The sequence below is a fragment of the Legionella sainthelensi genome (assembly GCF_900637685.1).
GTDB classification, from domain to species: Bacteria; Pseudomonadota; Gammaproteobacteria; order Legionellales; family Legionellaceae; genus Legionella; species Legionella sainthelensi.
The window spans coordinates 1,883,811-1,898,171 of sequence record NZ_LR134388.1; the positions used below are offsets into that span (position 1 = coordinate 1,883,811).

Genomic DNA, 14,361 nt, shown 5'->3' on the forward strand with positions numbered 1-14,361 from the left:
CGTTGCCTACTTAACTCACTATAAAATAATTGAATTAATTCAGATATTTATGTAATTATTTTACCAAGTTAATAAAAAATAATGACAATTTGATGAAATATATGTTACATATAGAAACAAATTACCTTTGTCCATTGAAAATGTAATTTTGAGTTAACATATAACATAAGGAATTGGAAATGGTTGTGTATAATAGTGATATAGAAAAACGTTTAAAGAGGTGTGACAGAAAGTTACGTACCTTATTTCAGGATTATATGAAGACTCATCAACTGATGTCCCAAACGATCCAAGCAATAGAGCAGTATTATAATACATCTTATCGGAAAGCAACCCGTACAAAAACTATTGAACAAATTGCCTCTAGCTATGAGCTATTGGTAGATAATCTAACCCAAATTAAAAATTCGAAACTCAGTCCTGATATGGCATTAAAGCAAATCAGCCGTGATATAAATTCTAGAAAAAGAAACGTTATTTTTCATGATGTTGCAAAAGCAGCAGAGTCATTATTCTGGGCAGCTACAGCAACCACCTTATATGCAGCGGTTTTTGGTATTGCCTTGCCCATACTCATCGTTCAACCAATATTAGGTGTTGCAGTGGGAGTAACTATTATTGGTGCAATGCTTACAGCTGCATACAAATCTTTTGCCTGCTTGGCTGAATTTAAATCTTATAGCCGTCATAGTCTGGAATACGAGAATGAGACAAGTCTAGTCTCATTCTTTTCTAAAACCTCTAAGCGAATCCAGCATATGGAGTGTGATGAGATATCACTAAGTCAGGAAGAGGACATTCGAGACAACTCTCCTTGTTTCAACTTTTAAATAGTTCCCTTTGTTGCAATTAATTAGTTATTTTACGTATAAATTTAAGCGAAACGAAGCGTTGGCTATTAATTGCGACATTTATGACTTCAAATCTAATGTATCTTGCTTTTTAGGAGGTTGAAGAATGAATTTAATTAACAAGGCAATCTTTGTAGCTGCATCTTTTTTTATTTCAGTATCAGCTCAAGCAAAAGGTGCTACGAGGCTAAATATAGAGTTTACTCCCTTAACACACACAAATATTACCCTAGCACCAACTGAAATAAAAAGAATTGAATACATAGTAAAAAATACAGCAATAAAAGATCCTCAATATATGTTTATGAAAGAAATTCCGGGCATTCATCAAGTTCATCATGAAAAGGGAGATTGTGAGCCTCATATACTTTTGTTACCAGGGCGAACATGCAGGTTGGTTTTAGAAGCTAAAGGAGACGAATTAAAAGGAGATATTTTAGGAGGTCCTGAGTTGTGTTTTCGATTATTTCCTCTTATATGCAGTCAACCACCGACTGCAATTCAACTCTCAATTCAATTAATTAATCAACCCGAGCCATCCCCAATGTACCTGATAACACCCAGTGCAGAAGATCATGGCTCAATTAATCCAAATATCGGTCAGCAAGTTAAAAAGGGAAGCACTTTAACGTTTAACGCAACGCCTGAGGCAGGTTATGGTGTAAGTGATTGGTTTGTTGATGAGAAGCGTGTACAAAAAGGAGGACATACTTTTCAGCTTAGCAACATTACAACAAGTCATGCAGTCAAGGTAAGTTTTGGTAAGGCAACTTTAACTCCCAATGCATCACAGTTATCACTCTCAGTAGCATGTTCGACTACTAATCCTTCTTGTGCTCATGTAAATGCTGCTTTATCTGGGGCATCACGACAATTTATCATTACTAACCTAGGATCAATTGATGCGACGAATGTTGCAGTAGAATCATCTGGGTTACCTCAAGGAACCAGGATCTCAACTACCTGTTCGAAGACACTTCAACCTAACGATTCATGTACGGTTACAGTGTTTCCTGGTTCTGTGGCAAGCACTGGTGCAGAGGGTACTCCTTGTACTTCAGGGACACAACCTCTACCTGGAAAAATAAGCGTAACATCTGATAATGGTTTTTCAACCCAATTGAGTGTTTTTGTATTAGGCTATGGGTGTATTTACCAGGGTGGGTATATTTATTCAATCGATGATACCATTGGAAATGGCAGTATAAGGGGGAAAGTAGTCAATAGCTCAGATCAGACCGAGCGTTACAAAGAGGGCATTATTTGGAGCTCTAATGGTTTAGGGAGATCCAGCTGTGATGTGCATTATGCTATTCATGGAATCGATGAAAAATCTTCAAAACCTTGTAGAGGAGGAGCTGATGGACAATGTAATAGTAAGCACGTTTTAAATTATTACAGCCCCGTTTCTTCCTATCCGTTGGCATATTATGCTGCGGGACTTTGCAAAATGGATATTGAAGGATATTCAGATTGGTATTTGCCGGCTATTTGCGAATTAGGGTATGAGAAACATGATGGCGGTTGTGGCAGTGGCTGTGGTTCGATTCAACAAAATATCCAAGCTAATTTAGTTGAGAAGGGCATAGGTGGTTTTTCAGGGTATTACTGGAGTGCTACTGAATACTCTAATTTGCCGATGTTTTATGCATGGTTTCAAAATTATTCGTCTAGTGGAGATAATTTCCAGCTTTATGATTTTAAATTAAACCAATTCAAAGTCCGTTGCTCACGTGATTTAACTGCCTAATCGGCATCATCGATATAAAAGGTATAAAAATGCCTTTTATATCGTTAAACCTCATATTCTTAATTAAACGACTGATTATTATTTTGCCGTCAATGAATTTTAAAATAATCTTAAATCTACTTGTTGATTTAAATTCTCTATTGTATGTTAACAAGAATTTAAATCACTAAGGATAAATCATGATGACCAAGGAAAAAATCATTCAATCAGTAATGACCGCTTTTTTTATTCTTGTTGCAACTGGAAGCAGTGCTGCTGATAGTAGTGACACTACAACAACAGAGAAGTGCTATGGAATTGCTAAAAAAGGCATGAATGATTGTGCTACTGCGACCGCTTCATGTGCGTCTTCGGCTACTCAAGATGGGCAAAAAGATGCATTTATTTTGTTACCTAAAGGGATTTGCGAACGCATTGTGGGTGGCAGCCTTACAGTAAAAAAATAAACTTTCCAGTGTAAAGTTTGATTCAAATGATACAGAAAATTATGTTGCTAAACCAATGTTAATTATGATTAAAAAAGGAATTTTAGTATGAAACTACTAGTGAAGTACTTATCATTATTTATCTTATTCTCTATAAGCTCTGTTCAAGCTAATGCGGTACCAGAAACTTTTATCTTAGACAATAAACATACTTATGTATTATGGAGCATTGATCATCTTGGTTTTTCAACCCAATATGGAAAGTGGTATGCAACGGGCAAGCTCACTCTGGATCAAGATAACCCAAGTCAAAGTAAAGTTGATGTCAAAATTGATGTAGCGGATATGGTTACAGGTATCCCAGAACTTGATGAGCATTTAAAAAGTCAATTGTTCTTTGATACAAAAAAATTTCCTACCGCAACTTTTGTAAGTAACAAAGTGACTCCAACAGGAAAAGATACTGCGACTGTTGATGGTACGTTAACTTTACGCGGTGTGAGTAAACCTGTCATATTGCAAGTCACTTTAAATAAAGAAGGAATGAACCCAATCAGTAATAAAATGTCTGTTGGATTTACGGCGACTACTTCAATCAAACGTTCAGATTTTGGTATCAATGCCTTCTTACCTGCTTTAAGCGATACAGTAAATATCAAAATCGGTGCAGAAGCTTATCTTGATAAAAAAGCAGGTTAAGTTTATGCAAATAAAAAACAGCACAACACAATTTGGAATAGTTGCTATAGTACTCCACTGGATTATTGCATTACTCATAATTGGCCTATTAGCACTAGGTTTGTATATGGTGCCCCTGCCATGGAGCCCTGAAAAATTAAAATTTTATGGTTGGCATAAGGAATATGGTTTTTTAGTGCTTTTCTTAGCAATTTTTAGAATTATTTGGCGTGTGAGTAATGAAATGCCAGAGCTTGCGTTACCTTGGCTTGAAAAATTGCTGCCCGTAGCATGCATTGGGCATTTTATGGATTCATGTTTGCTATGCCTATCACTGGATGGTTAATTACTTCTTCAGCTGGATTACCCGCATCATTTTTTGGGTTATTTACCTTACCCAATCTTGTTGCCCCAGATGAGAATAAAAGGATATTATTTGAATGGATTCACCAATGGTTAGGATACGCGCTTATTGCTGCCATCTGTATGCATGCAGCCGCAGCGTTAAAGCATCATTTTATTAATAAGGATGATATATTACGGAGAATGTTTCCATGAAATATCAGATATTTTATTCATTTAAATAATCGTGTTATTTACCTTGCGAATCATAAACCGAGCTTGGGCGGATTTAGCAATGCGTTTATTAAAAAATCTAAACTTTCCAACGAATTGCTATTTTCTTAAAAGGTTGTTTCTTAATTACTTCTTTGATTACCTCGCGGCTTGTCCGCGAGGTTTGTTGTTTTAGCGCAGTATTCCTAGACTCTGGGTAAGCGATGGAACACCGTAGATCTCATCCAGAGGATTATCTGATGTTAGACATTATGATCTAAATACCATTTTTTCTTTAATTTAAGAAATTTAGCTTTTTGTTTGGCATCCAGAATAGTAAACATCTGATGCTGCATCATAATCTTAGTTTTTAACATGGAGCCTCTTATTTTATCAATTTGATCTATTAAAGAATCCAGTTTTGTTTCGTCAATTTTATCAGATTCAATTAAAGAGTTAATTTGAGTGCGTAGTGTTCGAAGTTGTGAATAATTGGTTTTAAAGTTAGCTTGTGCTTTTTCTTTATAAGTTTGAAGTTTTGCTTCTTGCTCAGGGGTAAGATTAAGCTCTTTTGCAAGTTTATCAGAGTGATTGCAGTGTTTGGAGTCATTAGAACATGCAAAACTTGACTGCCCTAAAGTTATTATCAAAGTAAAAGCTGCTAACGAGATAAGTTTTTTGTTCATTATTTTGTTCCTCTATTTTGGCCAAGTTATTAGATCGTGGACATATTGTTTCACGCTCCGAATATTATTGTATGTAGGTTGAATGGGTTGACTAGAATGGGGGGCTAATTTTAATTTTTTACCTTTTGCGATGCTAAATATTACAGCTTCATGAGTCAGCTTTTTTAAATTTTCAATCAATTTATATGTATATATGTCTTGGGACTGGTGTTCGATGCTCAATAAAATTTTTTTAAACTGAAGAATATCAAACTCACTTTCTTGAAAGCAGTTTAATATAAGCGTAAGCGTTTTCATTGTTTCTTGATTAATTTCATTTTCAACGTGATAAGAGTTAATGAGATGTGTTTCTAAGTTGCTTTTTAATGCAGAAAATGACAAAGGCAAACTTGATGCGAGTTCTTGCTGGCGCAAAGCGAGCTGTTTTATGCGCGATGCTTGTAATTCTTTTCCAGTATTAAGCCATGATGAGTCGTTTAATTCACCATCTTCAACACCAAGAAACTTGAGCATTCCTAAAACATTTTCATGTAATGGAATGGAGTTTTGAGAGCGAAAAGTATTTTGTAACCCATAGTAATTAAAAGATAAGGGCTGAATTTCTCTTCTAAATTTATCTATAGGGACAACATAATCATTAAATAGTGAATTAGCTATTTGTATTGGGCCAGTAGTACAAATGACAATGGATTTTAGGTATAGATCATGCTCTTTTTTCATTAAATAGCTTAAAAACTTCTCATCATTTGCTTCAAGGGTCTGTTTAATTAAAGAATATTCTTTACTGAAAAATAGATATTTTACTAAGTTCAATTGCATCTCGAGTTCTTTTCTCAATCTATAGATAATATTTTGGGATGATTCTTCAGGCGATATTCTTTTAAAATTTAAATAATCAACTTTATTAGTCATCATTTCGTGAATATAAGCTCTAATTTTTAACGAAGAGTTGGGAGTATTTGGTGAAATAAATTCTTTAGATTTCGAGATATAAAGAGATTCAGAACGATTTTTCATCAATTTGATAATATAGCGATTGATAAAACTATCAGTCATTAGCTCTTTTTCTGTCTTTTCTATAAAATCTGTATCATATTGGGTCAGTGTTGCTAAAAGACCGTTTTGAACACGTTCAATTTCTTTTTTAGCTGCAACTTCATCAATGATTGCCACAAAATCATTATTTGCAAGGATGAATTCTTTTTTCCCTATTTTTAAACTACCAATATTCAATAATAGGGGGCTTTCTATGGAGATATTCGAAGGAGTATTTGTGGTGTCGATGGGGACATCGAAATCTGTATAGGTTCCTAGCTTAAAGATTGGTGAAAGCCATCTTAAAATATCACTAGCAACCCCTAAATTTCCTCCTGAATTTAAATTGGAAATTTCTTCATTATAAAAGCCAAATAATTTTTTTTCATTTTCAAGTTCAAGTTTGTCATTTATCATATGCGCATCAATCAGATTAATAGTGTTTTCTTTACTAAACTCATAAAGTGATTGCACTGCTGCGCGTGTTAATAATGTGGAGTCATAGACTAAGTGAACTGTATCATGAGGATTTTTCTCACGCATTTCAAGAAGACGAATTTGGTTTTCCAAATTCATAAATACGTTTGGATCATTACTTAGCCAGATTTTAACATGTAATCTTGGGTTATATTGATACATTTTTTATTCTTTATTTTGAGTTCAATAAGTAACTGGAAGAGTCACCAGGAATAAAATTATCAATGGCTCTTGATTAAAGCTTAGCACAATCTAAAAAAAATGATTTTTAAGTAAATTTAATTGATGATCCTCCTCTAATATGTTATAAATGTCGCGCTTTAAATACACACACGTCTCGTCACATATGATAGGGTCCCTTTGTGGGTTTCGTATGGGAGATGTGGAGGAATAACCCTGGAGATTGATTATGAATATAAGCATGCGTGAATTGCTAGAAGCAGGAGCTCATTTTGGACACAGAACTCGGTTTTGGAATCCTGAAATGGGTGAATATATATTTGGTTCTCGAAACAAGATACATATTATTAATCTTGAAAAAACCATGGTGATGCTCAACGACGTAGTAAACTATGTTGGACGATTAGCATCGAACAAAGCAAAAATTCTTTTTGTAGGCACAAAAAGAGCCGCTCAAGAAAGCATTCGTGAACATGCGAAACGCTGTGGTATGCCTTATGTTGATCATCGTTGGTTAGGTGGTATGTTAACTAACTATAAAACGGTACGTCAGTCCATCTTTCGTTTAAAAGAGTTAAAAGAAATGAAAGAAAAAGGATTGTTTAATGACATGATTAAAAAAGAAGCATTAATGCTGACGCGTGAACTAGAAAAATTAGAGCGTGGTTTGGGCGGTATTGAGAACATGGGTGGTTTGCCTGATGCTCTTTTTGTTGTTGATGTTGGATTCGAGCATATTGCTGTTGAGGAAGCTCATCGGTTAAGAATTCCTGTTATTGGTATTGTTGATACGAATAATAGTCCTAAAAATATCGATTATATTATTCCTGGTAATGATGACTCTATGCGAGCTGTAGATATATATGTTCGTTGTGTTGCTGATGCGATTTTAGATGCCAAAGGCAGTAACACCGTAGGTGTGGGTTCATCGAATGCTGAGTTTGTTGAAGTAGTTGAACAAGCTAGTGATGCAAAAAAAGCAGGCGAATAATTAAATTTAAAATATAGGGGGGCTAGGGGTATAAACCCTTGATTTGCCCCCTTTTTGCTATACGGAGAAATGAAAAATGTCAATTAGTGCAAGTTTAGTCATGGAATTACGTGCGCGTACTGGTGCAGGCATGATGGAATGCAAAAAATTTCTAATAGCAACCAATGGCGATATTGAGGCAGCAATCACTGAAATGCGCAAAGCAGGTCAGGCAAAGGCGGATAAAAAAGCGGATCGAGTTGCGGCTGAAGGTGTTGTGATTATTGCTCGTTCTGCTGATGGACGTACTGCTGTAATGTTAGAAATTAATAGTGAGACTGATTTTGTCGCTCGTGATGAAAACTTTACTAACTTTGCTAATACTGTTGCAGAAGTAGCATTAAATAGTTCAGTCAGTACTGTTGAGGAATTATCTGTTCTTCCCTTTACTTCCAGCACTTCTGTGGAACAGGCGCGCCAGGAATTAGTAGCAAAAATTGGTGAAAATATTAAGCTACGACGCTTAGAGCGTATGAGTTGTGATAATGGTGTTATCGGTTGTTATTTGCATGGCTCACGAATTGGCGTTATGGCAGCTCTAAAAAGCAATAATGAAGAGCTGGCTAAAGATATCGCAATGCATATTGCTGCAAGTAAGCCAATTGTAGTAAGCAGAGAACAAGTGTCTGCTGAAGCGATTGAAAATGAGCGCGAGATTTTTACAGCTCAAGCAAAAGAAAGTGGAAAACCTCAAGATATTATCGATAAAATGATCGAGGGCCGCATCAATAAATTTATTGATGAAGTAAGCTTGTTAGGGCAACCTTACGTTAAAAATCCAGATATTAAGGTAGGGCAACTTTTAAAAGAAAAAAATACAGAAGTCCTCTCTTTTATTCGCTATGAAGTTGGTGAAGGTATAGAGAAAAAAGAAGATAATTTTGTTGAAGAAGTGATGGCTCAGGTTCGCACATGATGAATGAAAGTCACTCTGAATTAAAGTATAAACGTATTTTACTTAAGTACAGTGGCGAAGCCCTTATGGGCAAGTCACAATTCGGTATCGATCCCTCTGTCTTAGATACATTGGCTAGGGATGTTTCAGAATTAATTAAAATGGGCGTAGAAGTAGGCCTGGTGTTAGGTGGTGGTAACTTATTTCGTGGTAAAGCACTCTTCCAAGCAGGTGTTGGTCGTGTTACTGGTGACCATATGGGGATGTTGGCTACTGTAATGAATGCATTGGCAATGAGAGACGCTTTAGAGCGTATTGATATGCCTGCACGAATTATGTCTGCTATCCCTATGCTGGGAGTAGTTGATTCTTATCATAGGCGTAAGGCAATCACTCACTTGCGTACTGGCCATGTTGTTATTTTTGCAGCAGGTACTGGAAATCCTTTTTTTACAACAGATACTGCAGCTTGTTTACGAGCTATAGAAATAGGTGCTGATGTAGTTTTAAAAGCAACTAAAGTAGATGGAGTTTATTCCGAGGACCCTTTAAAAAATCCAAACGCGAAACGATATGATTATTTAACTTATATTGAAGTGTTGACCCAAGGTTTGGAGGTAATGGACTCTACTGCTATTTGTCTGTGCCAGGATCAAGGCATGCCTTTGCAAGTTTTTGATATGACTGCACCTAATGCATTAAAAAGAATTGTATTGGGAGAGCGTGTAGGAACTATAGTCGGAGCTAATCATGATTAATGAGATTAACCAAGATTCTGAAAGACGAATGAAAAAAACCATTGAAGCTTTGCGGGTTGATATGTCAAAAATTAGAACGGGTAGGGCGAATGTTGGATTGCTTGACCACGTACAGGTTGATTACTATGGAACTTTAACCCCATTAAGTCAAGTTGCTAATGTTTCAGCGAGTGATGCGCGAACTATATTAGTTACTCCATGGGAAAAATCTATGGTATCAGCAATTGAAAAAGCTATTTTAACCTCTGATTTAGGCTTAAATCCCGCCACAACAGGTAATGCTATTCGTGTTCCAATGCCTCCGTTGACAGAAGAACGCAGAAAAGAATTGATCAAAGTGGTCCGTAACGAAGGAGAGCAAGGCAAGGTTTCTATTCGTAATATTAGACGGGATGCGAATACTCAATTAAAAGAGTTAGTTAAAGACAAATCTATTTCAGAAGATGATGAGCGTCGCGCAGCAGAGGCAATTCAAAAATTGACTGATAAGTATATACTTGAAGTTGATGCATTATTAGCTGAAAAAGAAAAAGACTTGATGGAAGTTTAAATTATAAAGCCTATTTTAAATCAGTAGACTTTTATATTTTATTTTCCTTGGCCAGTATTTTTTATGTTCTAGAAATTATTTTATTCTATCTTGAAACTGGGTCTAGTGTAGCTATGCCCAGTGCTTCTACCTCATATGTAAACCCTGTTTTATTCCTTGTGCATTTAAGATATAAATGAGAATTAGAAATGGCGGTGTTCTTCCATATATAAAATAAAATTTATAAGTCTAATCATTAATTATTTTAAACTGCAACCTAAGTGCGAGGATTATTATGGCAAAATTTAAAATAGTGCTGTTCGGTAAACAAGGTAGTGGTAAAACACAACTAAGCCATCGGGTTGCCTTAAATGAAAATTATGAAGAAAATACTTTTTCAACTGTGGGTATTGAGTTTTTAAGTCGAAAAATTGATGAGAAAAATATTCTCCACTTTTGGGATATTTCGGGGAGTGAAATTTATAAAAAATTGTATCAATCGTACTATATGGGGGCAGTAGTCGGTTTGTTTTGTATTGATTTAACTAAGAAACAAGATGAAAAGCAAATCAAGGATGAGGTGCGATTGTTTCGTGATATTTGTCCATATGCACCCATTATTTTGGTAGGAACAAAGTCAGATTCTCCTGATGCTGATATTGAAGCATTTAAAAAAAGTTCTCTAATTGAATTGTTCAGTGCTTGTATGATTACTTCAGCAAAGGAACGTATCGGAGTAGATGCACTTTATGCTGAGATTACAAAATATTGTGAAAGCTTGAATGAATCATTATGGAATAGAGCAGTTCAGAATTTAGTAGTTAGCTTAAAGGAATTGCCACAGAATAAAGCGCAATTAATAAAAGTTGAATTAGAAAAATTAGCAAAAATAATATTAGATAAGGGAGATGAGTTTGGTGTTGTTACACAAACCAAAAGTGATGCAATTGACGATTTTACAAATAATTGTAACACTATTTTGGAGGGAAACCATCCGCATGTATTTAAAGCTGTAACTTCAGTTGCTGTTGCTGCAGTGGTAACTATTCTCTCTGCATTTATTGGCTTTAGCATAAGTTTTTTCTTGGAAGTTGGATGGGGCCTGGAGCTTTTGTCACAGGGATTATCGGAGGTTATAGTGCTGCACTAGCCGTTACTGCGTCAAGCATAGCAATGGGTACTGCCGCTGGTGGTATCACTGCGTTGGGTTTATTTAAGGCATCAAAAGAAATGAATGCACTTAATGAATTTACTACCGAGGTGTCATCTTGGAATCGTGAAATTCGATTATAGTTATTTGTAGTTTGTATTGATTTTCTTTTTTGTCGCCTGGATGCAGAATTGTTACCGGGCTTTCTTTTTAATCCTTCCATTCTGCTGCTGGTTTACACGCATTTTTTATCAAGCTTACCCTAAGTGCAGTTTATTCTGTCAGTGCATTTTTGATTTAGAGCAAATACCCTGACCATTCCAAATTTGTATACCCTATGCCAAATCAGGGTGCTATAGACAACTTATCTTAAGATTCATTCGATAAAATTTTAATTACGAACCTAAAAATACATCATGAGTTTTTGATAAATTTGAATCGAACCATTTTTATTTTGAGCAATTCGCGATATGCAGATTATTAATTAACTTATTGAAAGCATTCAATTATTTGAATGTTTAATATGATATATAAAAATAATGAATTGGATAATATGTGCCCACAATGAGCATAATATGATTCATCAAAGAGTTCGGAAATTTTTAAATCAAACTAATTGTTTACTAAGGTGAATAAAAAATGGAAATTAAAAGCGAGTTACTTCAGGCTAGATACAACGAGAGAGCAGAACAACGTTCTGTTGAATTGTTACATGTATTTTCTCAAGCGCTTAATGAAAAGGAGTTTGCTCTCCGCATAAAAAAAGTGATTCCTTACATGCGGCAGATTAATGAATATTCCATACCAAAATCTACATTGAATAAGTTGAATCAAGCTATCAAAAGAGATTATCAGCATTATTTATATTTTTGTAATTTATTGGAACATAAAAAAGTAAATATTGTCCATACAACTTATGATTCAAATTTCAAGAAGATAAGGCTCCACGGTATTGTGGATAGCAATCAACCAGAATGTGAGATTTATAATGACCGGGTCCTAGTACATCCACCGTTGATACGTAGTTCTTCATTAATGATACCTAGGCGTTGTTTTAAACATGACAATATAGATGCTGGTCTTATAAGTTCGCAAACAGAGCTTTTATACTATATAGCAAATTCACGGACCAACACTGCACTTCATTATATAGAAGATGGTGATTATATTAACGATTACAGTATGGAGTTTGGTTATACGCCCATTTTACTTGCCTTATGTAAAGGTTGGAATCATGTTGATTCTAGAAAACATTTATTAGCGCAAAAACCAATTATTGAGGCATTACTTGATAAAAAAGCTCTTGAAGTAAATTGCATTCATTTAAGAAATGGAATGACTCCATTGCATATTGCCTGTTTAAGAGGGGATTGTCCCGACTTGATTAAAGCATTGATAAAGCGTGGTGCTGATTGTGACGCACTTGATTATAAAGGAAGAAAGCCCGTCGATATGCTGCATGTGAGTGATGAGGAAATGCAAGAAATTATATGCGAGCTTTCTGGGACATCAGATAGTTCTTTCCATGTCTTTAAACAATATGATTATCTTTCTAAACAATCGGAAATGGCTACAGTACCTACCTCGAAAGAACGCAAACAATGTATACTAAACATAAGATATTTATTGGCTAAATCTGCTGTTCAAAAGATTATTCCAAACTTTGCTTAGGGTATATTGACAATTGACACCCTGCTGTTTTCAATATAAAAGATTATGAAGTGAGCAGTAACTACGTGATAAAAGTTCCTGCTCGTACCCAGCAGCATACGAGCAGCTTAATAATATAAAAGATAATAAAATCAATCGGATATAACTTTTATTTTCTAAAAAAGATACTGAAGGCCAAGAGCAACGATATAGTTTTTATTAGATAAACCAGATGAGTCACTTTCATAAATATGCTGGCCCGTGTCATTATCTATGATTTCACTGTCAGCTCGTGTATTAGAGTAATGAGCGTAGGATGCCTCAATAAAAACTTTAGCATTTCTTGTTAAAAAGTAGCCTGAATTAATTGTTGCAGCATAATATTTAGGATTATTTCCATATTCTTTGAATGTTAAGTTACGGGCATAATGCTCATCATGATCTCGGGCGGACACCCAATTGCTAAATTTTAAAAAAGCATTAAATTCAAAATTACTAATAGAGTATTTGCTAGTTAGCCCCACGTAAGGCGTACTAAATTTTTGTTGGTACCCAATTCCAGGTTCATTACTCGGGAAACAGCCAATATCTTTTCCATTATCATATTGATAACATCCTCCATTTGCTTGCCAGCTAAACGAATTTCTTTGATATCCAGCAGCTACGCCTAATTTATAATTTTGTTTTTGGAGCAACCAGGCTCTTAGGCTCAGATCAAACTCATTGGCATAATTAAGATGTGTATTTTCATGATGTGACCAGTGCGTCCAGTTTTTTTGATAAGGGTTAAGCCAGTCATAGTCATCCATGGCAGCAGTATTTTTTGCGAGCGTAATCCAGCCTCTACCAGTAAGACTAAGCCAATCTATAAAATTATAATTTAGTTCTCCATTAAGTATGGCAGCATTTTTTATACGCCAATCGAGTTGACTTAACTTTCTATCTGTTCCTGGATAATAAACATTTTCCTGAGCTTTACCTGATAAAACTCCTAAATAAGTACTCGCAGACAAGCCCTTAATAGGGAATTCGGCAGCATTTGATTTATGAGAAAAAATAATAGATGAAGAGAGTAGAGCCAACATAACTTTTTTATTATTCATATTTTTTCCAGCTAGGGCCGGCAATCCTTGCAGGATGTTGATTATTTAAAAATCAATAAATATTATTATGACTCATGATGCTCTTGTCAAGATCGATATCGAAAGGTATTGGTCATAATGATTTTTTAAACTGTTAATGTTAGATGTTTCCGCATTCTGGATGTACTATTTGTGTCACTTATCGCGATAATAAATCCTGAAACTTAGCATATAAAAATGATTTTTATCATGGGTATACAAAGTTCGATTAGCTCCACTAATCTTGTTATCACCTCTATATGAGATATTTATTTTATAAAAGATGATAAGTGGAGACTGCTATGCGAATATTATTTGACCATCAAGAGAGATTAAAAAGCGATAGTTTAACTTCATGGAATGTGATAACAAAAAAAGATTTTAACGAGAAAATAATCAAAGAACTCGTCATTCCTCTCCTTGTACGGATTGTTATGCTATGTGTAACAACTATATTAGTAATTCAAAATTTGCCAATCTCAATTTAAAGGAAAATTTGTTGTTGGCCCAAATAAATAGGTTAGACGGCAGCAGACAAATCATTAACTTTATCAATCACTAAACGATGATTTCTTTCTGTTTGCTGCTAAT

Annotated in this window: 14 protein-coding genes and 1 pseudogene; 11 read left to right on the forward strand and 4 right to left on the reverse strand. The window is 35.0% G+C overall.

Features of this window, described 5'->3' with window-relative positions:
• Positions 1-179 precede the first annotated feature (179 nt).
• The 5 genes and pseudogenes from EL220_RS08315 (at position 180) to EL220_RS19650 (ending at position 4,262) form a co-directional block, all read left to right on the forward strand.
• Positions 180-830 carry a DUF5638 domain-containing protein gene (locus EL220_RS08315; RefSeq protein ID WP_027269968.1) on the forward strand — a complete coding sequence of 217 codons (651 nt, stop codon included), beginning with the start codon at positions 180-182 and terminating at the stop codon, positions 828-830.
• A gap of 127 nt (positions 831-957) precedes the next feature.
• Entirely contained in the window at positions 958-2,601 is a 1,644-nt protein-coding gene (locus EL220_RS08320) for an InlB B-repeat-containing protein (RefSeq protein ID WP_027269969.1), read from the forward strand.
• 179 nt (positions 2,602-2,780) lie between these two features.
• The gene (locus EL220_RS08325) at positions 2,781-3,047 is read left to right on the forward strand and encodes a BufA1 family periplasmic bufferin-type metallophore (protein WP_027269970.1); all 267 of its coding nucleotides are present in this window, start codon (positions 2,781-2,783) and stop codon (positions 3,045-3,047) included.
• An 87-nt stretch (positions 3,048-3,134) separates the two neighbouring features.
• The gene (locus EL220_RS08330; RefSeq protein ID WP_027269971.1) at positions 3,135-3,725 is read left to right on the forward strand and encodes a YceI family protein; all 591 of its coding nucleotides are present in this window, start codon (positions 3,135-3,137) and stop codon (positions 3,723-3,725) included.
• Between the two features lie 4 nt (positions 3,726-3,729).
• Positions 3,730-4,262 (forward strand): annotated as a pseudogene (locus EL220_RS19650) (cytochrome b).
• 260 nt (positions 4,263-4,522) lie between these two features.
• On the opposite strand, the gene EL220_RS08340 reads toward EL220_RS19650, so the two are convergent.
• Both EL220_RS08340 and EL220_RS08345 read right to left on the reverse strand, forming a co-directional pair.
• Positions 4,523-4,945, reverse strand: a complete 423-nt coding sequence (locus tag EL220_RS08340; RefSeq protein WP_027269973.1) for a Spy/CpxP family protein refolding chaperone — start codon at positions 4,943-4,945, stop codon at positions 4,523-4,525.
• A gap of 12 nt (positions 4,946-4,957) precedes the next feature.
• The gene (locus EL220_RS08345) at positions 4,958-6,619 is read right to left on the reverse strand and encodes a glycosyltransferase family 88 protein (RefSeq protein ID WP_027269974.1); all 1,662 of its coding nucleotides are present in this window, start codon (positions 6,617-6,619) and stop codon (positions 4,958-4,960) included.
• A 244-nt stretch (positions 6,620-6,863) separates the two neighbouring features.
• Here EL220_RS08345 and rpsB point away from each other — a divergent pair, with 244 nt between their 5' ends.
• The 5 genes from rpsB (at position 6,864) to EL220_RS08370 (ending at position 10,999) form a co-directional block, all read left to right on the forward strand.
• Positions 6,864-7,628: a 30S ribosomal protein S2 gene (gene rpsB / locus EL220_RS08350; RefSeq protein ID WP_035905704.1), complete on the forward strand. Its 765-nt coding sequence runs from the start codon at positions 6,864-6,866 to the stop codon at positions 7,626-7,628.
• A 76-nt stretch (positions 7,629-7,704) separates the two neighbouring features.
• A complete protein-coding gene (gene tsf, locus EL220_RS08355) occupies positions 7,705-8,583 on the forward strand; it encodes a translation elongation factor Ts (protein ID WP_027269976.1) in 879 nt (292 codons plus the stop codon).
• Positions 8,580-9,320 (forward strand): UMP kinase, encoded by a 741-nt coding sequence (pyrH, locus tag EL220_RS08360; RefSeq protein WP_027269977.1) that lies wholly within the window; start codon positions 8,580-8,582, stop codon positions 9,318-9,320. The genes tsf and pyrH overlap by 4 nt, the downstream gene beginning before the upstream one ends.
• Positions 9,313-9,870, forward strand: coding sequence for a ribosome recycling factor (gene frr / locus EL220_RS08365; RefSeq protein WP_027269978.1), 558 nt, complete (start codon positions 9,313-9,315; stop codon positions 9,868-9,870). The genes pyrH and frr overlap by 8 nt, the downstream gene beginning before the upstream one ends.
• Before the next feature lie 274 nt (positions 9,871-10,144).
• Positions 10,145-10,999, forward strand: coding sequence for a Rab family GTPase (locus tag EL220_RS08370; RefSeq protein ID WP_232002706.1), 855 nt, complete (start codon positions 10,145-10,147; stop codon positions 10,997-10,999).
• On the opposite strand, the gene EL220_RS18855 is transcribed toward EL220_RS08370, so the two are convergent.
• Positions 10,983-11,222 (reverse strand): hypothetical protein, encoded by a 240-nt coding sequence (locus EL220_RS18855; protein WP_232002707.1) that lies wholly within the window; start codon positions 11,220-11,222, stop codon positions 10,983-10,985. The two genes, EL220_RS08370 and EL220_RS18855, sit on opposite strands and share 17 nt — an antisense overlap.
• Positions 11,223-11,638: 416 nt before the next feature.
• On the opposite strand from EL220_RS18855, the gene EL220_RS08375 reads away from it, so the two are divergent.
• A complete protein-coding gene (locus EL220_RS08375; protein ID WP_027269980.1) occupies positions 11,639-12,670 on the forward strand; it encodes an ankyrin repeat domain-containing protein in 1,032 nt (343 codons plus the stop codon).
• Between the two features lie 155 nt (positions 12,671-12,825).
• On the opposite strand, the gene EL220_RS08380 is transcribed toward EL220_RS08375, so the two are convergent.
• The gene (locus EL220_RS08380) at positions 12,826-13,752 is read right to left on the reverse strand and encodes an omptin family outer membrane protease (protein WP_027269981.1); all 927 of its coding nucleotides are present in this window, start codon (positions 13,750-13,752) and stop codon (positions 12,826-12,828) included.
• Positions 13,753-14,361: the final 609 nt, after the last annotated feature.